General features: G+C 41.6%; 22 protein-coding genes. 14 read left to right on the top strand and 8 right to left on the bottom strand.

Annotation, left to right across the window (positions count from 1 at the left end; genetic code table 11):
• Positions 1–14 precede the first annotated feature (14 nt).
• Positions 15–1,298, top strand: coding sequence for a serine--tRNA ligase (gene serS / locus MAE_RS05780; RefSeq protein WP_012264737.1), 1,284 nt, complete (start codon positions 15–17; stop codon positions 1,296–1,298).
• Between the two features lie 132 nt (positions 1,299–1,430).
• Here the strand turns inward: serS and MAE_RS35600 are convergent, their stop codons facing one another.
• On the bottom strand, positions 1,431–1,559 hold the full coding sequence (locus MAE_RS35600) for a hypothetical protein (protein WP_155120460.1): 129 nt from the start codon (positions 1,557–1,559) through the stop codon (positions 1,431–1,433).
• A 14-nt stretch (positions 1,560–1,573) separates the two neighbouring features.
• Positions 1,574–2,734: a 2,3-diketo-5-methylthiopentyl-1-phosphate enolase gene (locus MAE_RS05785; RefSeq protein WP_012264739.1), complete on the bottom strand. Its 1,161-nt coding sequence runs from the start codon at positions 2,732–2,734 to the stop codon at positions 1,574–1,576.
• Positions 2,735–2,774: 40 nt separating this feature from the next.
• On the opposite strand from MAE_RS05785, the gene MAE_RS33985 reads away from it, so the two are divergent.
• From MAE_RS33985 to MAE_RS05795, 3 genes are all read left to right on the top strand, one after another.
• Positions 2,775–2,921: a hypothetical protein gene (locus tag MAE_RS33985; RefSeq protein WP_173351059.1), complete on the top strand. Its 147-nt coding sequence runs from the start codon at positions 2,775–2,777 to the stop codon at positions 2,919–2,921.
• A 159-nt stretch (positions 2,922–3,080) separates the two neighbouring features.
• Entirely contained in the window at positions 3,081–4,199 is a 1,119-nt protein-coding gene (locus MAE_RS05790) for a peptidylprolyl isomerase (protein ID WP_012264741.1), read from the top strand.
• Positions 4,200–4,363: 164 nt separating this feature from the next.
• Complete coding sequence (locus tag MAE_RS05795; RefSeq protein ID WP_012264742.1) at positions 4,364–6,166, top strand: glycosyltransferase; 1,803 nt, start codon at positions 4,364–4,366, stop codon at positions 6,164–6,166.
• A gap of 1 nt (position 6,167) precedes the next feature.
• On the opposite strand, the gene MAE_RS05800 is transcribed toward MAE_RS05795, so the two are convergent.
• The 3 genes from MAE_RS05800 to MAE_RS05810 are packed head-to-tail and all read right to left on the bottom strand — an operon-like array spanning position 6,168 to position 10,209.
• Positions 6,168–7,370 (bottom strand): FkbM family methyltransferase, encoded by a 1,203-nt coding sequence (locus tag MAE_RS05800; protein ID WP_012264743.1) that lies wholly within the window; start codon positions 7,368–7,370, stop codon positions 6,168–6,170.
• Positions 7,371–7,415: 45 nt separating this feature from the next.
• A complete protein-coding gene (locus tag MAE_RS05805; RefSeq protein ID WP_012264744.1) occupies positions 7,416–8,648 on the bottom strand; it encodes a hypothetical protein in 1,233 nt (410 codons plus the stop codon).
• Positions 8,649–8,691: 43 nt separating this feature from the next.
• On the bottom strand, positions 8,692–10,209 hold the full coding sequence (locus MAE_RS05810) for a methyltransferase regulatory domain-containing protein (RefSeq protein WP_012264745.1): 1,518 nt from the start codon (positions 10,207–10,209) through the stop codon (positions 8,692–8,694).
• Between the two features lie 191 nt (positions 10,210–10,400).
• On the opposite strand from MAE_RS05810, the gene MAE_RS05815 reads away from it, so the two are divergent.
• From MAE_RS05815 to MAE_RS05825, 3 genes are all read left to right on the top strand, one after another.
• Positions 10,401–11,312, top strand: a complete 912-nt coding sequence (locus MAE_RS05815) for an Rpn family recombination-promoting nuclease/putative transposase (protein ID WP_041803862.1) — start codon at positions 10,401–10,403, stop codon at positions 11,310–11,312.
• Positions 11,313–11,398: 86 nt separating this feature from the next.
• Positions 11,399–11,806, top strand: coding sequence for a hypothetical protein (locus tag MAE_RS05820; protein WP_012264747.1), 408 nt, complete (start codon positions 11,399–11,401; stop codon positions 11,804–11,806).
• Between the two features lie 87 nt (positions 11,807–11,893).
• Positions 11,894–12,277, top strand: coding sequence for a hypothetical protein (locus tag MAE_RS05825; RefSeq protein WP_012264748.1), 384 nt, complete (start codon positions 11,894–11,896; stop codon positions 12,275–12,277).
• Positions 12,278–12,396: 119 nt separating this feature from the next.
• On the opposite strand, the gene MAE_RS05830 is transcribed toward MAE_RS05825, so the two are convergent.
• On the bottom strand, positions 12,397–14,505 hold the full coding sequence (locus MAE_RS05830; RefSeq protein ID WP_012264749.1) for a DUF4214 domain-containing protein: 2,109 nt from the start codon (positions 14,503–14,505) through the stop codon (positions 12,397–12,399).
• A 740-nt stretch (positions 14,506–15,245) separates the two neighbouring features.
• Here MAE_RS05830 and MAE_RS35605 point away from each other — a divergent pair.
• The 4 genes from MAE_RS35605 (at position 15,246) to MAE_RS05850 (ending at position 19,590) form a co-directional block, all read left to right on the top strand.
• A complete protein-coding gene (locus MAE_RS35605) occupies positions 15,246–15,368 on the top strand; it encodes a hypothetical protein (protein WP_269453969.1) in 123 nt (40 codons plus the stop codon).
• Between the two features lie 135 nt (positions 15,369–15,503).
• Positions 15,504–17,234 (top strand): methyltransferase domain-containing protein, encoded by a 1,731-nt coding sequence (locus tag MAE_RS05840; protein WP_012264752.1) that lies wholly within the window; start codon positions 15,504–15,506, stop codon positions 17,232–17,234.
• Positions 17,235–17,254: 20 nt separating this feature from the next.
• Positions 17,255–18,298 carry a glycosyltransferase family 4 protein gene (locus MAE_RS05845; RefSeq protein ID WP_012264753.1) on the top strand — a complete coding sequence of 348 codons (1,044 nt, stop codon included), beginning with the start codon at positions 17,255–17,257 and terminating at the stop codon, positions 18,296–18,298.
• Positions 18,295–19,590: a glycosyltransferase gene (locus tag MAE_RS05850; protein WP_012264754.1), complete on the top strand. Its 1,296-nt coding sequence runs from the start codon at positions 18,295–18,297 to the stop codon at positions 19,588–19,590. Before MAE_RS05845 ends, MAE_RS05850 begins: the two co-directional genes overlap by 4 nt.
• Here the strand turns inward: MAE_RS05850 and MAE_RS05855 are convergent.
• Positions 19,587–20,510 carry a PhzF family phenazine biosynthesis protein gene (locus MAE_RS05855; RefSeq protein WP_012264755.1) on the bottom strand — a complete coding sequence of 308 codons (924 nt, stop codon included), beginning with the start codon at positions 20,508–20,510 and terminating at the stop codon, positions 19,587–19,589. The genes MAE_RS05850 and MAE_RS05855 overlap by 4 nt on opposite strands.
• Positions 20,511–20,718: 208 nt before the next feature.
• A complete protein-coding gene (locus MAE_RS05860) occupies positions 20,719–21,192 on the bottom strand; it encodes a hypothetical protein (RefSeq protein ID WP_012264756.1) in 474 nt (157 codons plus the stop codon).
• 61 nt (positions 21,193–21,253) lie between these two features.
• Here MAE_RS05860 and MAE_RS05865 point away from each other — a divergent pair, with 61 nt between their 5' ends.
• The 3 genes from MAE_RS05865 (at position 21,254) to MAE_RS05875 (ending at position 23,935) form a co-directional block, all read left to right on the top strand.
• The gene (locus MAE_RS05865; protein WP_012264757.1) at positions 21,254–22,573 is read left to right on the top strand and encodes an aminopeptidase P N-terminal domain-containing protein; all 1,320 of its coding nucleotides are present in this window, start codon (positions 21,254–21,256) and stop codon (positions 22,571–22,573) included.
• A gap of 208 nt (positions 22,574–22,781) precedes the next feature.
• Positions 22,782–23,348, top strand: coding sequence for a Uma2 family endonuclease (locus MAE_RS05870; protein ID WP_012264758.1), 567 nt, complete (start codon positions 22,782–22,784; stop codon positions 23,346–23,348).
• Positions 23,349–23,368: 20 nt separating this feature from the next.
• Positions 23,369–23,935, top strand: coding sequence for a Uma2 family endonuclease (locus tag MAE_RS05875; RefSeq protein ID WP_012264759.1), 567 nt, complete (start codon positions 23,369–23,371; stop codon positions 23,933–23,935).
• Positions 23,936–23,938: the final 3 nt, after the last annotated feature.

The following is a 23,938-nucleotide window of genomic DNA, read 5'->3' on the forward strand; positions in this document are numbered from 1 at the left end:
CCCACCCACTTACCATGTTAGACCTAAAGCAAATTAGAGAAAATCCAGAGGAAGTACAGAAACGCTTAGATAGTCGGGGAGGTAGTTATGATATTGCCCCTATTCTCCAGTTAAATCAACAACAGAAGGCTTTAGAGTTAGAACGCAGCAGTTTACAGGGCCGGGGGAACGAAATCGGTAAACTGGTGGGACAAAAAGTTAAAAGTGGCAGCGATGCCAACAGTCCCGAAATTTTGGTGCTGAAAACAGAAGGAAACGAGATTAAAAGTAAACTAGCTCAATTAGAACCGCAGGAAAAAGCAATTAAAGCGGCTATTGACCAAAAAATCTTAGATTTACCCAATTTACCCAGTGAAACCACTCCCATCGGTAAGGATGAACGGGAAAATGTCGAAGTCAGACGCTGGGGAGAGGAATATAAACCCACCAACCCGAATATTTTGCCTCACTGGGAAATTGGGGAAAAATTGGGCATTTTAGACTTTGAACGGGCAGTAAAGATCGCCCAGAGTCGTTTTGTTAATCTTATCGCGCTCGGGGCAGCCCTAGAAAGAGCTTTAATTAATTTTATGCTTGATCGCCATATTGTCGCCGGTTATACAGAAGTTTTACCGCCAATTCTGATTAATAGTGACTCCCTGCGCGGGACGGGACAACTGCCAAAATTCGCGGAAGAAAGCTTTAAATGTCGAGATGATGAGCTTTGGTTAGCACCAACGGCAGAAGTACCAGTAACTAACCTCTATCGCGATGAAATCCTCTCATCGGAGCAATTACCGATCAAACACTGTGCCTATACCCCTTGTTTTCGTCGAGAAGCGGGCAGCTATGGCAAAGATACGAGGGGCTTGATCCGTTTGCATCAATTTAATAAGGTGGAAATGGTCAAAATCGTCCATCCTGACGCTTCTGCTCAGGAACATGAAAGTTTAGTCGCTAATGCGGAGGCAATCCTGCAAGCTTTACAGTTGCCCTATCGGGTGATTGAATTGTGTAGCGGTGACTTGGGTTTTTCGGCAGCCAAATGTTATGACTTAGAAGTGTGGCTACCTTCGGCTAATACCTATCGGGAAATTTCCAGTTGTTCTAATTTTAGAGACTTCCAAGCACGACGGGCAAATATTCGCTTTAAAGAAAAAGGGCAAAAAGGCACTAATTTTGTCCACACCCTCAACGGTTCGGGATTAGCGATCGGTCGTACTATGGCTGCTATCCTAGAAAATTATCAACAGCCGGACGGGACGGTAAAAGTGCCGGAAGTGCTGCAACCCTATCTAAAACGGGAAGTTATTTGTTAATTTTTCTGAAAAATGCTTGACAAAATGTCTATATAGGGTTTGCTGAATAAATCTAAAAACCTTGTTGGGTAAGACTTTTAGACCTTTTGTCAATCAAAAAGTACCGGATATGGGAGTGATCAGGGGGAAAATTCAGGTACTTTTTCCCTGAAAATTGGGTAGTTGACCACCTGAAAATCGGTAAAACCCTACACCCCACACCCCACACCCCACACCCTGCCCCCAAGAAAAACTTTTTGCCGCAAACCCTATATAGTGCATTGAAAGAATTGAGCTTAACCCCACTCTAGAATTGCCTGTTTTAAGGCTCCTTCGGGCAAATTGGCGGGATCAAAAGAATCACCCGCTTCTATTCTGGCTAAAGCTTCAAAAAAAGCCCTCACACCACTGGCCGGTCCCGATGGGTGGTCCATAATTCCAGTTCCCGCATTGAGGATAACATTACGTCCGTAGTCCCCAAGTACCTGGGGAACAATACCTGGACGAATGCCGGCCGAGGGAACCGGAAAAACGTTTCTATCGCGCAAAATATCGCGAATTTTGCCCTCCTCCTGGGGGTCGAAGGGTAAACTACCATAAGCGGCGGGATATAGCACCGCATCGGCTCCTGCGTGGGCCATCATCGTCCCCAAAACCACAGAATAGGCTAATCCCGTATCGCTACCGGCACACATCGCTCCAGCAAAGGCAGGATGGGCGAAAATAGGCACATCGATCGCCGGATCACTGGCTAAAGCTTCTAAAACGGAAAACCCGTAGGTAAGAACGTTTAATAACAGGGCATTAGCCCCATGTTTCACTAATAAACGGGCTTTTCTCTGCAATTCGTCCGCTTTTCCAGTGACATTGACCGCATAGAGAACATTTCTACCGGTTTGCTGCCGCACTTCCTCCAAAACCAGGCGACAACAATCTAGGCGCTCGTGGGTGGGAGCCACGGGAAGATCCGCCATGATTTCATCATCTTTAATCACGTCTAAGCCCGCAAAAGCCACTTCTCGCAGGATATCGGCGTGATCTTGGGCCGATAGTCCTAAAGCGGGTTTAAAAATTGCCATGACTAGAGGTCGATCATAAACCCCCAAACGTTGCCTAATTCCTGTGATTCCCACCTTGGCTTTCGTGCCGTAGGTTTCGGGGAGATACACCCCCACCACTTTTCCGGCTCCAGCCATGGAATATTTGCCGAAAATCATCGTTAAAAGACTGGCGATGTCATTTTCAACGTTTATCTGGGGAAAACGCACCCTAGCCACCTTATAACCGTCGGCTTCCTCCCTGATCCCCACCACTTCCCCTAGGTGTTGTTGCAGCTGCTCTTGACGATGACTGTGGCGCTCGCTCCAAGTGCCGGCGGTTTGACCGATAGCGATCGTTTTTGCCTGTTTTTCGGCATTAATAGCGGGAGGAAAGCGATAATCGACAATGATAGTCATAAAAGATAAAAAAGGGAGTAGGAATTATGAATTATAAATTATGAATTGGGAGGTGGGGAGATGGGGGAGGTGGGGAGGTGGGGAGGTGGGGAAGTGGGGAGGTGGGGAATTGGGGAGGTGGGGAATTGGGGAGGTGGGGAATTGGGGAGGTGGGGAATTGGGGAAGTGGGGAGCCTTTTTTCAGTAAACAGTAATCGGTGAACTGAAAACTCACATCTGATAACTGATAACTGATAACTGATAACTGATAATGGCTTCGATCGGTTTTCTCACCTATTGACAAGGGATCCGCTAAAAGCCTACAAGTATTTTGGATAGGTATGGCCATTGAGGAACCGACCAAAATATGAAAATAAAGACAAGATTACGGGAATCGGGCAAATTTTTCTTAAAAAGCGGTGCTAGTATTGCCCTAGCACTATTTTTAATCTTAAGTCTGTTCACGGTTAAGGGGACTGCTCCTGCTTTAGCTGTGCTTGCTCAGGGTGATGCGGTAACGGATCCCACCGCTATTTTACGCAATGCCTTACCCATAGATAATAAACCAATTCGCCAAGTGCAACAATCGATCGAAGATATTGCCAAACATCTGCGGGCCAAACGTTGGAGTCCGATTAAAAAAGATGTCAAGGATGCCAATTATGCCCTTTCTACCAAAAGCAAGGCTATCTTAGATAGTGTTCCCGAAGCAAGTAAAAGCCAAGGGGAGGAATTAATCGAAAAACTCAAAACGGGAGTGGCAGACCTCGATACGGCCGTAGAAGCGAAGGATAAAGAGGCAGTTTGGTCAACCAGACGGGAATTGCTCAATAATATCACCGCTTTAGAAGAATTAATGGTGGTGGGTTTTCCCTTTAACGTTCCCCCAGAATACGCTAACTTGCCGCAATTGCGAGGACGCGCCACCGTAGAGATGCAGACCACCAAAGGAGATTTAACTATCGTTGTCGATGGTTACAGCGCTCCGATTAATGGGGGTAACTTTGTGGATTTAGTCCAACGGGGTTTTTATGATGGTTTACCCTTCATTCGCAGCGAAGATAATTTCGTTGTCCAAACCGGGGATCCCGTTGGTGCCGAAGAGGGATTTATTGACCCTAAAACTAAGCAATATCGCTCTATTCCCCTAGAAATTTTGATTAAAGGAGAAGAAGAACCAGTTTATGGCAATACTCTCGAAGAATTAGGGATTTACTTACCCAGTCTCGCCTTACCTTTTAACGCTTTCGGTGCATTGGCCCTAGCGCGTCCGGATACTAATCCTAATGGGGGTTCCTCGCAATTCTTTTTCTTTAAATTCGATAATGAATTAACTCCTCCTGGGTTTAATCTCATGGATGGTCGTTATTCGGTTTTTGGCTATTTAGTCCAGGGAAAAGAGGTGTTAGAAGAACTTACCGATCAGGATAAGATTATCACCGCTAAAGTGCTTTATGGCTTAAATAATCTCATTCAACCTAGCTAGGTTGGCCTTTTTAACTGGGTCTTGTCAAGGCAAAAGATTAGTCAAGATAGGGGAAGCAGCTCAGATTCTGGGCGCTTCCCCCGATATCCCCAGAAAGTAGCAATTGTCGGGGTAAATATTCCCCGCTAGTGAAGGCAAGGCAGCTAGTAAATGTTACTGTGTTAATGACCTTTTCAGTCCAGAGGAAGGTAAATCGTCCACTATTCGCTTATGTCGGAGTCAGCAGTCACGATCAAAAATTGGTTAATAAAATCAAAGTTCTCACCCCTGTTTTTGCCGATAATTTAGCCGAGCTTATTCGGGGATGCCTAGAGGATTTATTAATACAAATTTTCTATCAAAATGGAGAATTAGAAATTACTGTGATCGATAGTCCTTCTTCAGAAAAAGAGCAAGAAATTGTTCAAAAGTTTCAAGAGAAATATCTCTATATTATTGATCAAAGAACTGATAAATTAGAACAGCAAAAGAATAATCAATTGTGTAAAAACTATCAAGTACAGCGTGGGGAAATTAGTGATTTAGAAGTTAATCATGATCTAGGTGTACCCTTAACTGAAGATGAGCGAGAAAACTTACAAGTAATTCAATCTATGTCCGAGCAGAGAAAACCTATTGTTGTAATTGATGGCGTTATTTTTCAAATTAACCAAGGAGGAATAGCGAGAGTTTGGTATTCAATTCTACAAGAATGGAGTAACTCAGAATTTGGTCAACATATTATTATTTTAGATAGAAATCAAACCGCACCGAGACTAAAAAACTTAAAATATTGGTTATTAGAAGCCTACGATTATAATCATAGTGGAGAGGATACTAGAAAAATTCAAGCAATCTGCGATCAGCTGCAAGCAAGTTTATTTATTTCCACCTATTATACAACGCCTTTATTCACTCCCGCAGTTCTCATGGTTCATGATATGATACCTGAAGTCCTAGAAGCGGATTTAAATCAACCAGAATGGCAAGAAAAACACTACAGTATTTTGTATGCGTCTCGTTATATTACCATATCAGCTAATACTGCCAAGGATTTAGTTAAGTTTTATCCCCACATTACCCAGGATAAAATTGATGTTGTTTATAATGGAGTCAGCCAAGAATTTTCTCGAAGTATAGCTCAAGAAATCGATGGTTTTAAGCAAAAATACCAGATTTTAAAACCCTATTTTCTCATCGTTGGTTCCCGCATTAGTCTCAAGGGTTATAAAAATGTCAAATTATTCTTTGAAGCTTGGAATAATTTACCTGAAAATAATAATTTAGCAGTGGTTTGTGTCGGTGGTGATTTAGAGTTAGAGCCAGAATTATCGAAATTAGCTCCAAATATTACCACCTATGTCTTAAAATTAGATGATCAGGATTTAAAAACCGCTTATTCGGGTGCAATTGCCTTAGTTTATCCTTCTCTTTATGAAGGATTTGGACTGCCAATTATTGAAGCAATGGCCTGTGGGTGTCCGGTGATTACTTGCTTTAACTCGGCGATTCCAGAGGTAGGAGGTGATGCAGTTTTATACATTGACGGCACCAGTATTGATGAGATGATACAAGCTATCAAAAAAATACAAATTCCTGAAATTCGTCAGCAACTAATAGACAAAGGATTAGAGAGATATAAACAATTTTCTTGGCGGCAAAATTCCGAAAAAATTTCTCAAATTATCCTAAAAAATATTGACGAAGTTAAAGAAAATCCTTCGGGTAAAGTTTGGTTAGAATTGAGAAAATTACAAGAGGAAAAACAAAATCAATCTCTCCAGTATTTAATTACATCTAGGAGTCTTAAAAAAATGGAATATTCTCTAGAAAAATTCAAGAATCAGAATAGGGAATTATCAGAAAATATTGAGAGTCTGCAAGAGAAAATTAAGAGTTTATCTACAGCGAAATCAGCTATTAAAAGACTGCTTAAGATTGTCATCAAAAAATCTAAACTTGCTTACTTGATAAAAAAGAACTATTAGTCTAGTAGGCTTGTTTAGGAATAACTAAAATATCAATATATTCCCCAGTGTTTAAATTATCTTGATAAAATGTATCGAGAAAATCTAAACTTGTTTCAACAAATTTTCCCCCTCGCAATCTCCATACTCTAGAGGCAAAAGTTTCGATAAAGCTTAAATAACTTTTCTTTCCGGCTAGTCGATTAATTCCGTAGGGCCAAAATTCCACATATAAAGGAACAGATATTTCTCGAAAAAATTCTTGTCCTCCTTGAAATATTAGTCCTTCACTACCCTGACAATCTATCCAAACAAAACCAATTTTTTGAGGATTTAAGATTCCTCGATTCCTTAACTCATCTAGAGTAATAAACTCGGCTAATTCTCGCCTATAGTTGTCTTCATTAAATAAATTATCTGTGACATTGACTGGTTGAATACGGAAGTCGCCACAATTATCAGGGTTACAAACTAATTCTTCTGTACCGGTAAAATTAGCTAATCCGTAGTTCAATGCTTGTAGTCGCTCAGTTAACTGGTTAATCTGAGTATTAAAAGTCAGAAATTGATAATTTAAACCCGAAGCTTCGATAGAGATAGCGGACTGGAAGTAATTACCTTTTAAAGCATAAATGGATGTGGAGCCAATATTAGCACCCAAATCGAGAAAACAAGACTTATCGGGGTGGAATAGACTATGATTTTCCAGAAATGTCATACAGGCTAAAAAATCATTTAGCTGAAATGCTTTTCCCTGTAAAGCTCCCTGAAGTTGGACTTTATCAAAAGTGGGATAGAGTAAATAACCGTCAATTTCATCACTTTTGATCATAATTCCATACAGGGATTCTGGCGGCTTTTTGAGACTAAAATTATTGACCTGTTTATATTCTGCTGATTCTCCGAAAATATGTAATATTTCTAGTAAAGTATGGGAGGTATTCAGCCAATATTCTAATTCTGAGTTATCGGGATTTCTTTTTAATAAATACTTGTATAAGTTAGTAATAAATTTTCCTTGCTGCTCATTATTATTTTGATTATTTTGGCTATTTTGTTGATGCTGCTGAAATTCAGAAGACTGTAAAAAAGACTGGATAACCTCCTGAAAAGAACGTCCTAATTTGATCTGTTCTAGATAGTATCTTTTACCTTCTATATCCGCAGCTCTCTGCAAAAAAGTTTCATAACAAAATTCAATAAAAGTTTCTGGTTGAATAAACATAATTAGTCATCAATTTTTATGAGTCAAAGATTTTTGGTGATTAAGTTAATAATCACTAGAAAGAAAATTTATCTGAGAAATAGCCAAGCTTAAGTTTCTATCATCATCGCTTAGTCCTAAATTTTTAGGTGATGTGGAACCCTCTATTTTTAATTCAATAGTTATTAGAGATGAGTTTTCATTGAGTAGATTTTTAGAGCAGTAAATAAACTTACGAAGATTATTTTGGAAACGATTATATTCAAAGTTCCAAATATCCACTAATTTTTCATTTACCCATACCTCCACCTTAAGTGTAGGGTTTTCTGACGAGAGAAAAACTGTCACTATTTGCCATTCTATAAGTAGGGGAACAGTACAGTCAAGCTGGATAGTAAAAAAAACATAATCACCTTTTAACCAAGTAAAATTTTCTTCAGGTAAGTAAAACCCTTGTCGGAATAATTGAGGATGAAGGAAATTAGCTAAATAACCAGCAAAACTTACCCGCTTATTCAACTGGGCAAATATTTGATAACTTCCCTCTATTATATTGGCAAATTTGCCTGTTAGTAAAATTTCTTGCGAACTTAAATATTCTCTGTGCAAAGGATCGGGAGGATGACCTTTTTCCAAATTTCTATAGGGTAAGCAACCATAATAATTAGGAGGTACATAAATTAACTCTGGGATATTTGTGTTGAAAAAAATGAGATTTTTTTCGCTTAAAATATCATTTCTAACCATAAATAAATTGATCCCTTGACTATCAGCATAAATCAGGGAATAACCCTTCTTATCTGCTAAATTTTTCCAAGCTAAAATACTAGCTCCAAAATAATTTGTTCCATCCCAACAACGCTGAGTAGAGTAGGGGACAACCTTATCTTCTTTGGGTGAGTGGGAAGAATTGTATTCCACTACTACCACTCGCGGTTGATAGATTGTTTCTAAACTAAACCAGAGATAAAAATCATTACCGTCCACATCAATAGAAAGCAAATCGAACTCGTGGGGAACCTGATACTTGATAAAAACTTGATTGATATTTTCGGCAGTAATTAACTCTTGATAGAGATGAAGTTCTGGGTTACTATAATCCCTATCTAACTGGATACCATGACAGTCATAAACTTCTCGCAGATAACGCGTATTGCATTCTCTGCCATCTTCGACCCCAATTTCCACATAATAGCGGTTGGTAAAACCAATGAGAGCAAAAATATGCTCAATCACACCATCTTCTCCATTCTGGGAGAAAACTTTTTTCTCGAAAGATTGTAAATTGATGACTGTCATGGTTAAAAATATCCAGTTTCTAGATACATCCAGATAGTATTTACTAAATACCTAGTTTTTGCAATGTTAGTAAACGTTCTTTACTAAACTGCTCGTACACTGTTTTCAGATGAGTAATATTTTCCTCCTCTGTTTCCAAAGTTTTCCCATCTTTAACCACTTTTTTGCCTTGACTTGCCAAAATTTGCCAAACAAATTGTACTGCATCTTGGTTAGAGGATTTAGCCAAGAGGAATAATTGTTCTAAACGATTGACCACTACTCCAGTACCAATCAAAGGAGAAGCTAAAAAGCTTAATTCCTCACTATAGACTGCTTTCGCTTTCACTGCATTATTAAAAGCATCAGTAGATGGTTTCCGTTGTTGGCAAGTTTGCTCATCGACAGCAGGATGAATATAGCCAATACCAGTTAAAATCATAAGAGCTTGGTAAAGACCATTTAAGTTAATATTTGAGGTTTTGGGGTGATTTTGCAGTTGCAGTAAAGTTTGGGGAGATTCCGCCAAAACCTGACAAATTGGCTGATAAATTGCCTCCTGTAACTTAACTTCTCCCATGGGAAACTGCTGCTCGAACTTGATATTTGCGGGATTAACCAGCAGAGCAAACCGGGTTTCTTGTAGTTGTTTAAGCTGTTCTTGGTTGGTTAAACTTAAGGAGCCTCGAATAAAAATATCACGGCGAAATTGATTGTTAAGAAAGAAATCTCGCACCACTTCCCGATAGATTGGGTCGCTGATTTTGGCTAATTTCTCTTGAGCTGCTGGGGAGAGATTGACCGCATCAATATGGTCATTAATATGGGCAGAACCCACATATTTAAGTTTCGCATCCTCTAATTCTTTCGCTACTTCATCGAAGTAAAAAGAATTCCATTCCTGATTAAAATACTCGTGAGCTAAATAATAACGATTTTGTTCCTTCAGGCGCTCGTAACGATTTTTTAAAATTGGATTTTGGGCAAAATAACTAGCATTAGCTTCTAATAATTCTCCTGTAAAATTAAGTGCCTGTTCAATGCGGGTTAAAATTGGTTCGGAACTGTGTTGACCATGACGTAACATTAAAGCTTGCATCGGCATCGCTGCTGACCAACCCGGAAGGGCATTATAGGAGATATAAACTAATCCCCCTACCTTGAGATTGCGGAGCATAAAATTAACTATTGCTTGGCGATTTTTGGCACTAATCCAGCTATAAATTCCGTGCAGGCTGATGAAGTCAAATTGAGGTAAATCTCGCTCTAAAAATTCCTCAAAACTATCATCAAAGAAAAGAATATTCTTCATTCCCGCCTTGGCCGCTAAATCTCTAGCCGTGGCGATATGGCTAGGATTGAAATCATTGGCATAAAATTGGGCGTGGGGATAGGTAGCCGCTAGAATATTCGTGGTAAAACCCTGACCACAGGCCAGTTCACAATAGGTAAATTCTTGGCTGGAATCGGGGGGTTGAATCGATTTAATCAGAGTGGCTAAACCTAATTTTAGGGGACTTAACTCGCCGTAAAAACCGCTAGTGTAGTTAACTTCCAATACATATCCTTCTGTCCAACTCATAGATTTTCCTCAAATATAATGACAATTCCTAAAATTAAGACTTGATTATACAGGAAAAGAGCCATGTCCCCTAGATTTTTGTGGGTGACAGCAAGGAGAAAAAATTATACAATGCCTATTAATACTAGAGTATTAACCTTTTAGCCAAACGATTCGGCAATTGCCAATAAACCCTAGAAGCGAGATTTCTCGTGAAAACTGACAGTCTCTTTTACCAAATCTTCCTGCGCTTTCCCGACAGTTTCTTTGACCTAATCGGACAACCGCAACCGGGAGCAGCAAACTATCAATTCACCTCCCAAGAGGTGAAACAACTCTCTTTCCGTCTCGATGGCTTATTTATACCACTCAGAGAAGATAGTCAGCAACCCCTCTACCTAGTGGAAGTGCAGTTCCAAGCGGACGACACCCTCTACTATCGACTTTTTGCGGAATTGTTCCTGTTTCTAAAACAATATCGACCACCTCACCCCTGGCAAATTGTCGTCATTTATCCCCATCGTGGGGTGGAACGGGAACAATCCCTACATTTTGGCGAAATCCTCAATTTATCAAGCGTTAGACGCATTTATCTCGATGAATTGCCCCAGGTGTCTCATCCCTCCTTAGGAATCGGTGTGATTAAATTAGTAGTAGAGTCGGAAACGGCAGCGGTGAGGACTGCTCAAACCCTAATCGAGCGGACCAGAGAAGAAATCACCGACCAGTCCAGTCAACGGCAGTTAATTGACCTAATCGAAAGTATCATCATTTACAAATTCCCCCAGAAAAGTCGCGAGGAAATTGAAGCTATGTTTGGACTAAGTGATTTAAAACAAACGAGAGTCTATCAAGAGGCACTGGCCGAAGGAGAAGAACGGGGTCTAGAACGGGGTCTAGAACGGGGTTTAGAACGGGGTCTAGAACGGGGTCTGCAAGAGGGGGAACGTCTGGTGGTGGAAAACCTGCTCCGAGTCCGTTTTGGTGAGTTAGACCCACCACTGCAAGCTATTATCAGCCGGATTTTACAATTGTCCCCGGAAGAATTTACTCCTTTACTCCTCCATTGTTCCAAGCAGGAACTCTTAAAGCGATTTCCCCCAGAAAAGTCGCGAGGAAATTGAAGCTATTACACCCTTATCAAGGGTAGGGTTAATTCATGAATTAACCCTACTACTTCCCCCAGAAAAGTTGCGAGGAAATTGAAGCTATGTTTGAACTAAGTGATTTAAAACAAACGAGAGTCTATCAAGAGGCACTGGCCGAAGGAGAAAAACAAGGTCTAGAACGTGGTCTGCAAGAAGGTCTAGAACGGGGTCTAGAACGGGGTTTAGAACGGGGTCTAGAACGGGGTCTAGAACGGGGTCTAGAACGGGGTCTAGAACGGGGTTTAGAACGGGGTCTAGAACGGGGTCTAGAACGGGGTCTGCAAGAGGGGAAACGTTTGGTGGTGGAAAACCTGCTCCGAGTCCGCTTCGGTGAGTTAGACCCAGAAATTCAAGCTATTATCAGCCGGATTTTACAACTGTCTCCGGAAGAATTTACTCCTTTACTTCTCCATTGTTCCAAGCAGGAACTCTTAAAGCGATTTCCCCCAGAAAAGTCGCGAGGAAATTGAAGCTATCACCACCCTTATCAAGGGTAGGGTTAATTCATGAATTAACCCTACTACTTCCCCCAGAAAAGTCGCGAGGAAATTGAAGCTATGTTTGAACTAAGTGATTTAAAACAAACGAGAGTCTATCAAGAGGCACTGGCCGAAGGAGAAAAACAAGGTCTAGAACGGGGTCTGGAACAAGGTCTGGAACAAGGTCTAGAACGGGGTCTAGAACGGGGTCTAGAACGGGGTCTAGAACGGGGTTTAGAACGGGGTCTAGAACGGGGTCTAGAACGGGGTCTGCAAGAGGGGGAACGTCTGGTGGTGGAAAACCTGCTCCGAGTCCGTTTCGGTGAGTTAGACCCACCACTGCAAGCTATTATCAGCCGGATTTTACAATTGTCCCCGGAAGAATTTACTCCTTTACTCCTCCATTGTTCCAAGCAGGAACTCTTAAAGCGATTTCCCCCAGAAAAGTCGCGAGGAAATTGAAGCTATCACCACCCTTATCAAGGGGGGAAGGGAGGGTTTCCTTCGAGAATAAACGAAAAAAGACCACCCTTTTTCTGGGTGGCCTTTCTCTAAACTATTAGCTTAAAACCAATCGGGGTCTAAGCAAAGTTAACCGAGGTCAGCGTCAAATCATCAGTGAGTTGGATAAACAAATCACCAGCATCTACTACGTCTATGGCGGAATTATTTGTTCCCAGAACGAAGGTGTTATCTTTGAAGAGATCCTCTGCCCCAGTGTAGGTAAACGCAGCCAGTGCGTTTTTGCCAATATTAAACGAAACCGCTTTGGCGGCATCTAGTAAAGTGTCCTGTTTAGCTTCGAAAGTACCCAAGAACTGGGTAGAAGTAAAGCCAACTGCCTTCAGGTTGAGGACATCACCCGCCACCTGAAAATCGGTAATGGTATCGAAGGCAATGGTACTGTCGAAGTTCGAGTCAGCAATACTCTTATACACGAAGGTATCATTGCCAGTGCCAGGACCACCAGTTAAGGTGTCAGCAGAAGCGCCACCAGTCAGGGTGTCATTCTTGGCGCCACCTTCCAAGGTGTCTTTTAAAGCTCCACCGATGATATTCAAGGTACCATTGGTTTCCAAGCTGCCATCGTATGTAAGTTTTGAAACCGTGAAAGAGGAGGCATCAACGGTGGCAGACTTGCCACTGGCAACGAAGGAGTCATTGGGGTTAAGAACCGTATTAACAAAGGACGTTTGCTTGACGATAACCGTCTCCACATTCGTGACTCGATTTAGGGCGAGAATACTTGTCTCGTCTCCAAGGCTGGCGGTTATGGTATCCTCACCGTCACTGCCGTTGATGGCGACACCGACCAATTGGTTGGTAATTGCCGTCAAGGTGAAGGAGTCATCGGACTTACCACCGACAATCTGTTTGACACTAAATGGATCAACTTCTGTAGAAAGAATGTTGGCCAGATTGAGGGTCAGCTTACCGGTCAAAGCAGTGGCATCCAATTGAGCGGTGGAGTTTCCGCGAGCCATCTGAACAGCACCATCAATGGTGAGGTTCTTGTCACCACTGATGACGAAATTAGTATTTTCACCAGTCTGCGTATCGCGTATGGTCGGATTGGTGGTGGTATCACTCGCTTTGAGGACGCTATCGGCCTTAACCACGATGTTGATCTGACTGGCGTTGTTCTGGAAACGAGTGTCTTTAATAATTAGATTATCCACTAGCCCATCGACAATTCTCGTCCCTGCTACCGTACCGTTTAGGTTAATGGTAGTTTGGCTGTTTTTATTCGTCTGTAGTACCGTCAGGGTCCCAGCGTAGCCTTCCGCTAGATTAAGGGGGTGCTTTTCAGAAGTGAGAACTGTTATGTTACCCGTGACAAATTCTAGAGTCTTGACATCAGTGATGTTAGCGATATCAACAACACCACCGGGGGAACCCGTGAGTTTGATGTCCTCGATCTTACTGATAAAGGGGATGGTTTGGAAATCAAAGACATCGGGCAGGATGGTCGCCGTTAAGACATCATTATCGGAGGTACTGGGGTCTTGGATAACGCTGCCATCCAAGAAAACTGTACCGTTGATCTGATCGTTAGCGGTGGAGAGAAACTTATCGGCAGGGGAAACATGGGTGGAAGCGGCGGCTGTTAAAACGGCTCCTTGTTCTAACAGGGTGAAGGTAGTACCCGTGCCACCACCGATAATATCAATGATCGCCTGCTCGATGGCATCTTCAGCATCGGCAACGCTTTCGTCGGTGAAAGTCACCGTGTCGATGATTTGCGATGAGGTGGCAAATAGGGAAGCAGTGAAAGGAATGCCCGCATTAAGTGCTTCTTGGGTAAATTGCAGGGCTATATCGGCACGGTTTTGGAGAGCGACCCTGTCGGTTCCTTGCGCTCCTTGAGCCACTGCGAGGACAAATTCCGCCACAGCCTCAGGAGAGCTATCCTGTTCGAGAACACCTGACCAGTACTCTAGTCCAGCGTCGTCCGCATCACGACCAAAGGCATTCTGATAGATTTCATTAATAAATGCTACGGGGTCGCCTAGGGTGGGAGATGCCAAGAAGGGGTAAAGGGATTTAGCCTCTGGGGAGGCACCGAACTGGGCGGCCATCTCCTCTATGGTTACATCTTGGCTCTGCCAAAAGGTTAGGCCCTGTGGATCAGGGGAGCGGTTAAAGTAGATGACGTACAAGCCGACGATCGAATTTTGATCTACAGTCATAGTTTATTTTTCACTCCTCGAACAAAGTAAAAAGGTGTTCACACATGGCAGATATACTAGCATAGATGACCTCAATTATCAAGCTATGGCAAAATTTTTTTTTGTGGGAGTAGTTTCAGTCAAGGTCTTCTACAGTTGGTAATGATCGTTGAAGACTGACCCACGACCAGATTGAGTAGATTCTTTAAGACTTAAGGTTATATTCCCATCCCCCAGAATACACCCTGATTCACCTTGATTTGGCAATTCGGTTACAATATTTAAACTGTCTTAGTTTATCGAGATGTATCTATAGGTTAGTCCGACTTATGCCATTTTTCTAAAGTAATGGCATAGATGGTTAATTACCCTCACCCTCACCCCCCCCGACATCGGGGGCAAGGGGAGGGGAGAGGGGCGTAGTATGCCTGCAAAGAATAAAGAAAAATGGTATTACTCCGTCAATTTTGCTGGGGCAATTTGTCCAACCCTAGCCATCTGAGCCTCACTGCTGGTGCTGGAATTTGGCGGGAGTTTTTTCGGGCTGCTAATCTGTGTGTGTTAGGGGGAGCGGAAACAAATCTAAAAATGTCTAGTCTGGTATCTATCGAACTCTTTTCTGATTCTGAGGTTTAATTTTTTGGTTCTAAAACCTGATGGGCTATTGTCGAGAGAGCCAGAAACTTGCCGCTCCGTCACCACAGGGCAGCAAATGTCTTGTTCGGGGAAACTTGATTAGAAAAAAGACGGTCTTAACAGCAATGCCATCCCAGCCTGATGGTACAGGAACCTGTAAGATGGGATTGGTAGCCACTATCGGGGAGCAAGATTCTCAATCAAGGCAGTTCCATCTCTCTCGGTGCTGGGATAAACGAAAATATTAAACTTAATTTTTTCTTCTAAGCTAAGACGCATTTTAACCGCTCATCCTTAGATTGGCTAAATCTCCCCCAATCCCTTGCCTCTTACCTGTTGCCTCTTGCCTCATCTCAACAAGTAATTTAAATACTTAACAGCTTATGACTATCGAAACTTACTATCCCCATCTAAATGTCAAGCATTTGCTTGATAAAATTCGCCAAGAAGCCCTGCGTCAAAATCTGCACCTTGGGGTTCCCTCAGCACCATTACCACCACCACCGGCAGCGACAAGGGAATTAGTCCTGAAGGGGGATTTTGATCGGGAAGCAATTAATAATCAAATCGATTATATAGAGGGATTTATCAAAACAGCCGAGTCAAGAGCGGCAGTGCGTAACCAACTGCCAGAGAAATTTGGACGTTTTCCCTGGTTATTATTTAAACCCTTGCAAGCTCTGGCTTTAAAGATTCTCAATACCATATTTCGCGATCAAAGGGAAGTGAACTTCAATCTGGCCAGTGCCTTGCGAGAATGCCTACAATTAAATCGACAGTTATTATCAGAGGTGGAAAGTTTGCGATCGCAATCCCAGCGAGATTTAGAGAATTTAATGGCGGTTAGTCAGAGTTTATCTGGTTACAGCCAAGCGGTGGAGAAAAATCTGATCAATAATACCCAAAATCTACAGGAAAAACTGCATAATCTTGACCAAAAATGGCAGGAGCGGCAGCAGCAAAATCAAGATGAACTCCAAGGAGAAATCCAGGAACTTGAGCGAGAGATGCAAAGCCAAATCGAGCAACTGGCTCAAAAGGGGGATAGGATCGCTAATCAAATTCAAGAGGGGCTGCAAAGCCAAATCGAGCAACTAGATCAAAAGCGCGATCGGATCGCCAATCAAATTCAAGAGGGGCTGCAAAGCCAAATCGAGCAACTAGATCAAAAGCGCGATCGGATCGCCAATCAAATTCAAGAGGGGCTGCAAAGCCAAATCCACCACCTCGATCGAGAGTTGTATCAGAAGACCGAGCAATTGCAGGAGTATCTAGAAACCCAAATTAAAGATAGTAATGAGAAGAATTTTCAAAATAGCCATTATTTAAAGATAGATTTACTCCAACAAAAGCGCTTAATGAATAAGTTTTTAGAAGCGACAGCAGGAGCGGAAGGGGGATTGGCGAGTGAACCAGCGCAAATTTTTGCGGGAGAGTTAGATCATTCTCTAGATGCCTTTTACTTCGCCTTTGAGGAGCGTTTCCGCGGCAGTCGCGAGGAAATTAATAAGAGATTAGAAGTGTATCTTCCCCGACTCAGAGAAGCACAAATTGCCCCAGTAGACTCGCTGATTTTAGATTTAGGTTGTGGTCGGGGAGAGTGGTTAGAGCTTTTGCGAGATAATGGTTACAGAGCCAGAGGTATCGATCTAAACCGAGTCGTCATTGAACAATGTCAAAGTCGAGGATTAGAGGTTGTAGAAGGAGATGTTATCGCTTATTTGCAATCAATGCCAGACGAAAGCGTGGCGGTAATCACGGGATTCCATATTATTGAACATCTACCCTTTGAAATATTAGTCAAGCTATTAAATGAAGCATTTCGAGTGCTGCGTCATCGAGGTTTGGTTATCTTTGAGACTCCCAATCCTGCTAATGTTTTAGTGGGCAGTTGTAATTTTTACTTCGATCCAACCCACCGCAATCCTCTACCCAGTTTAATGACTCAATTCCTAGTGCAATACTGCGGTTTTGCCGAGGTAGAAATTCTTAATTTAAACCCTTCTGATGGATTCAAAGCTGATGAGGGAAATGAATTAGATGAGTTATCTAAACAGTTTAATCAGTATTTTTATGGTCCAATGGATTATGCTGTTATTGGTTATAAACTATAATTAATCACGAGTAAGTATTCATGAGAGTTATTATTACAACAACACAGGTTCCTTTTGTCTATGGCGGTGCGGAAATTCACGCTCAGGAATTATGTAAGGCTTTAGAATTGGCAGGCCATGAAGCGGAAATAGTCGCCATTCCCTTTCAAACCTATCCCCTGGAGAGAATTTTAGACACAATGTTAGTCTGTCGCTTATTAGATTTGACTAGCGCCAATGGCAGAAATATTGATCGATTAATTGGCTTAAAATTCCCAGCTTATTTAATTCCTCATCCCAGCAAAGTTCTCTGGATTCTGCATCAACACCGACAAGCGTATGAACTATGGGGTAATCCCTATGGTGGGTTAGATTTAAGTGCCAATGGTTTACAAATTCGTGAAAATATTATCCGGGCAGATAATAATGTTTTTGCTGAAACTCATAACATATTTAGCAATTCTAAAAATGTGGCAAGAAGGCTAAAAACCTATAATAATGTTGATTCGATACCCCTTTATCACCCTCCCCAGAATGCTGATTTTTTTCAATGTCAACCAGAAGAAGGTTATCTATTCTTTCCTAGTCGGATCAATCCCTTAAAACGTCAAGAGTTAATCCTTGAGGCTTTAGCCTTGACTAAAAACCCTGTCAAAGTGATTTTTGCCGGTCAACCAGAAGGGGATTTTGGTGACATTCTAGAGGAAAAAGTTAAGCAGTTGGATATTGCTGAAAAAGTGGTATTTTTAGGCAGAATTAGTAACGAGGAAAAACTCGATTATTATGCCAGATCCCTAGCAGTGCTTTATCCTCCCTTTGAGGAAGATTACGGTTACGTTACCCTAGAAGGAATGTTAGCTTCTAAACCAGTGATTACCTGCCAAGATTCGGGAGGACCCCTAGAATTTATTCGTCATCGCGAAACCGGTTTAATTGTGGAACCTAAGGCAATGGCCATAGCAGAGGCCATGGACGAAATTTGGGAAAATCGGGATTGGGCGGCAAAATTAGGTAAATCTGCCGGTGAATACTACAAAAGTCTCGATATTACTTGGTCAAACGTTATCAAAAAACTACTCGCATGAAAATTAATTGGTTTTCTCCTTTGCCTCCTGCTAAAACTGATATTGCCAATTACACGGTTCGAGTCCTACCTAGTTTAATCAAAAATTGTCAACTAGAACTGTGGACTAATCAAACGATTTACGATCGAGAACTAAACAACTATGTCCAAGTTAATTCTTACCATAGAGATAACATAATGTGGTCAAAAATTAACCAAGCAGACATAAATATTTATCATATTGGTAATAACCCAGATTTTCATGAGGATATCTGGCGAATTAGTTGTCAATGCCCCGGTATAGTCGTCCTTCATGATTTAAAGCTGCAGGATTTTTTTAGTGAAATTGCTAGAATCAATAATGATCGAGATAGCTATCTTAATCAAATGTTCTATTACTATGGGCTGGAGGGAAAAATAGCCACAGAAATGTGGTGGAATCAGAAAATTACTATGCAATTTATGGCTGATAATTATCCCCTAACTCCTTTAGCGTTAAAAAATGCTGTGGGTGTGATTACCCATACCCAGGAAAGTTATTGTCAACTGCAAAAAGAACAAGAGCTTTTAACTGCCTATATTCCCCTTCCCTATCCTAGTTTCGGTTGCTCATCAAATCAAGAAAATCAGAGAGAAAAGGGTTGTTATCAATTAATTATTTTTGGTCACATTGGTAAAAATAGATGTGTGGATATGATTCTGGACTCTCTGGCCAGTTTTCCCCAAAAACAAGCTTTTCGCTTAGACATCTATGGAGAAGTATGGGATAGTAATTATCTCCTTCAAAAAATTAATAGCTTAAATTTAAATAATTTAGTAACCTTGCATGGTTTTGTCACGGAAGCCAAATTAGAAACCGCCTTAGCTAACGCAGATTTAGCAATCAATTTACGTTATCCCACTATGGGGGAAGCTTCCGGTAGTCAGCTGCGGATTTGGAGCCATGGTTTGCCAAGTTTAGTGACTAAAATAGGTTGGTATAGTGAGTTGCCGGAAAATACCGTAGGTTATGTGACTGTTGGCAACGAAATCGCCGATTTACACCAACATTTCTCTCAATTTCTTCACGATCCGCAATTCTATCAGACTATTGGGAAAAATGGTCAAATTTGGCTAGAAAATAATCACTCTCCCGAATCATACGCCAAAGCTCTGGTGGATTTCGCTCGGGAAGCCTGTCAACAAAGATATCGTTATGCAGCCAATTATTTTATCGAAAAAGTAGGCAAAGAAATTAGTTATTGGAATGATGACAAAATCTCGGATTTAGAGCTAAAGTCCCTAGCGGAAACCATTCATTTTCTAACCAGCTAAAGTGCTTCCCCATCGGGAATTATCATCTTGCCTTGGCAGACTAGAACTGATGCACCACCCACAGAAACTTCCGTAATTGACCGGTTATTTTTCTGAAACTTTAATTGTATGTTGCTTGGTCTGCCCATTTCCACTCCCTGGATTATCGTCCATTGATTCATCCCTTCCCTAGAAGATTCTAACCCCCCTAGATAGCCCGCTAAAGCGGCCACAGCCGAACCGGTGGCGGGATCTTCCATAACTCCTAAACCGGGGGCAAACATTCGGCCATAGAGACGAGATTGGGGTGATTCTGGTTCAAAACAGCAGACAAAAAGGGAATTAGCGGGGGATTGTCCCAATAATGATGACCAGAGACTTAGATTTAGTTTTATTTTCCCTAAAATATCGCGGTTTCTAACGGGGATGAATAAAAAAGGAAGGCCACAGGAAAAGGCGCGAGGGGGATAACCGGGTAAGAAATCGGCAACGCTTAGGGAAAGAATCGCCGCTAAATCATCGAGAGCATAATTATCCGCCACTAATTCTGGCAATTGTGCCACTTTTAACTCACTATAGACCGGTTTTTCCCCGTCCATGAGAATTTTTACCTGTACTAAACCGACTCCTTCCTCCAGATAAATCGTGGTTTCTTGGTGGGGGGGAATAGCACCGATTAGGGCTAAAATATAGGCCGTGCCGACGGTAGGATGCCCTGCAAAGGGTAATTCGATACTGGGGGTGAAAATACGGACTTTTTTGCTGCCTTGGTCTGTTTCTGGCGGAAAAACGAAGACTGTCTCTGAGAAGTTAAATTCGGCGGCGATTTTTTGCATCTGGGTGTGGGTTAATCCAGACGCTTCCGGAAAAACCGCCAGGGGATTACCGCCAAAAATGCGCTCGCTAAAAACATCGGCGGTATAGTAGGAATAGATAGGCACGCGGGGGATAGGGCAACAGTTATCGGAGAATTTTTTTATCTTACACCTATTTTCACCCGTGACCGGCCCGGCGGTCTGTCTAGGGATAGATTCTCCTTGTCAGTCCTGTTAGTCTCTGTTTATTAAGAAATAATTAAAATACAGAGTTTTTCCTAAAGATAAGGTATGTCTTGATAGGGCATCGTCTCGGAGTCTCCTAATAACTCTACTACTTGTTCGGTTCTAATCTGGCTAATAAACTGACTAACTTATCTCTGACGGAATTGTGAGTGTATTCGTCTTCAGGGTGAGGTTTTTGATGGGGTTTTTGAAAATAGGGACGTTCTCCGTATAATTGTCCCCATTTCACATCGACTCGGTGTACTAATTCATAGAGTAATTCTTGATTGTCTAAAATTTCTTCTAGGATTAACTGTAAAGCTTGAACGGGATTATCTAAATTTTGACTGACTTTTGTTAATTCTTCATCAACGATAAGCTGTAAAATTATCTGCAAAGCTCCCGAAGAATCCCCTAAATTAGCGGCAATAAACTGTTTAATTTCAGTCCTTACCTGCACTAATTTGGGGACAGGAGATTCCCCTTTGAGGAAATCCGCCCCCTCTTGAGCGATAAAATCTGCTAGGGTAAACTCGCGCCTTTCGATGATATCTTGGGAAAAATCTGGTTCTTCAGGGGTCATAAACTAAAAAGATTAGCGATAATAGACTCTAAGACTTATTGTGACATTTTTAGGAATATCTATGAGCATCGATCGCAGAGAGTTTCAGCACCGTCGTCAGCAAGTAATGGAAAAAATCGGCCATGGAACCGCAATTTTTCGCAGTGCGCCCATGGCGGTCATGCACAATGACGTAGAATACACCTATCGTCAGGATAGTGACTTTTTTTACCTGACAGGATTTAATGAACCCGATGCGGTGGCGATTTTAGCACCCCATCACCCCGAACATCAGTTTATCCTGTTCGTGCAGCCAAAGGACCCAGAAAAAGAAACCTGGACCGGCTATCTCCACGGTGTGGAAGGAGCAAAGGAGATTTTTGCTGCTGATGAGGCCTATTCTATCGAAGAATTGGAGGAAAAATTACCCCAATATCTCGAAAAAGCCGAAAGAATTTATTATCATCTCGGACGGGACAAAACTTTTAATACAAACGTTCTTAATCACTGGCAAAAATTAATCGCCACTTTTCCCCGTCGCGGCACCGGACCGACTGCTTTAGAGGATACTAATTTTATTCTCCATCCTTTGCGCTTACTGAAAACTGCGGCCGAATTGGACAATATTCGCAAAGCAACCGCTATTTCGGCCCAGGCACATAATCGGGCCAGAGAATTCACTAAAGTTGGTCACTATGAGTATCAAATTCAAGCAGAAATTGAGCATACTTTTCGCCTAGAAGGGGGTATGGGTCCTGCTTATCCTTCTATTGTTGCTAGTGGTGCTAATGCCTGTATTCTGCACTATATCAACAATAATCGCCAAGTACAAGAAAATGAGCTTTTGTTAATTGATGCCGGTTGTGCCTACAATTACTATAACGGTGATATTACCCGCACTTTTCCCGTTAATGGTAAATTTACCCCCGAACAAAAAATTATCTATGAAATTGTTCTAGAAGCTCAATTAAAGGCGATTGAGGTGGTAAAAACTGGTCATCCTTATAATCTTTTTCATGACACAGCTGTGAGAACAATTGTAGAGGGATTAGTGGATTTAGGGCTATTGGTCGGCCCCATTGATGAGATAATTAAAGAGGAAAAATATAAGCCTTTTTATATGCACAGAACCGGTCATTGGTTAGGATTAGATGTCCATGATGCGGGAGGTTATAAAGTTAACGAAGAAACTTGGCAAACTTTGCAGCCTGGTCATGTTTTAACCGTGGAACCGGGGATTTATATCTCCCCCGATATTAAACCTGCTGAAGGACAGCCGGAAGTGCCAGAAAAATGGCGAGGTATCGGTATCCGTATCGAAGATGATGTGTTAGTTACTGCCACAGGAAATGAGGTTTTAACTGCAACGGTTCCCAAAAAAGTTGAGGATATCGAATCTTGAGTAAAAAGCTAGGTGTTAAAAATTGTCAGTTTCCCCCTAACCCTAGGGTTGATTCATAGTAGGGTTGATTCATAGTAGGGTTGATTCATAGTAGGGTTGATTCATAGTAGGGTTGATTCATAGTAGGGTTGATTCATAGTAGGGTTGATTCATGAATCAACCCTACCCCCCTTAAGGAGATTCAATTAAGTTTTTTCTAGAGATTATCATGATTGCTACCAAAGAAAAATTATATACCTTTGCGGAATATTTAAATTATCAGGACTCCACAGATAATAAATACGAATTATTTAACGGAGAATTAATTTCTATGCCTCCCGCTAGTGGCTTTCATGCTTTGATACTTAGATATATATTTAAGGTGTTAGAAAGGGAAATAGAGAGGCTACAATTGGACTGGCAAGTTATGCCTGCTACGGTGGGAATTCGCACCGATAAAGCTAAATCGAGAATCCCAGACTTAATGATTTTAACTGCTGAACAATGTCAAGAGATTAGAAATATGACCGCAGCAGTGATTGAATTTACTCCCCTCTTAGTTGTAGAAATTGTTAGCCCCAATAATGCCGACGATGACTACCGTTATAAACGTTCAGAATACGCAGTGAGAGGCATTCCTGAATACTGGATTATCGATCCTATTGCTCTAAAAATATCAGTTTTAACCCTGATTTCGGGATTTTATGAACTGGCAGAATTTAATCAGGAAGATAGGATAATATCGGTGACATTTCCCGATTTACAATTAACTCCTCAAATGGTCTTTGAATACTAAAATCTCGGCTGGAGGTTATCATGATTGCTACCCGACAAAAAATATATAGCTTTGCGGAATATTTAAATTATCAGGACTCCACAGATAATAAGTACGAATTATTTAACGGGGAATTAATTTCCATGCCTCCCGCTAGTGGCTTTCATGCCTTAATTCTTGCCTTTCTTTATGATTATTTAATGGCAGAAATTAAAAGATTAAATCTAACTTGGAAAGTCATGCCTGCTACCGTGGGAATTCGCACCGATAAAGCTAAATCGAGAATTCCAGACTTAATGATTTTAACTGCCGAACAATGTCAAGAGATTAGAAATATGACCACAGCAGTGATTGAATTTCCTCCCCTCTTAGTTGTAGAAATTGTTAGCCACGGTAATGCCGATGATGACTACCGTTATAAGCGTTCAGAATACGCAGTGAGAGGCATTCCTGAATACTGGATTATCGATCCTATTGCTCTAAAAATATCAGTTTTAACCCTGATTTCGGGATTTTATGAACTGGCAGAATTTAATCAGGAAGATAGGATAATATCGGTGACATTTCCCGATTTACAATTAACTCCTCAAATGGTCTTTGCACAGTAGCAT

This window comes from Microcystis aeruginosa NIES-843 (assembly GCF_000010625.1).
GTDB lineage: Bacteria > Cyanobacteriota > Cyanobacteriia > Cyanobacteriales > Microcystaceae > Microcystis > Microcystis aeruginosa.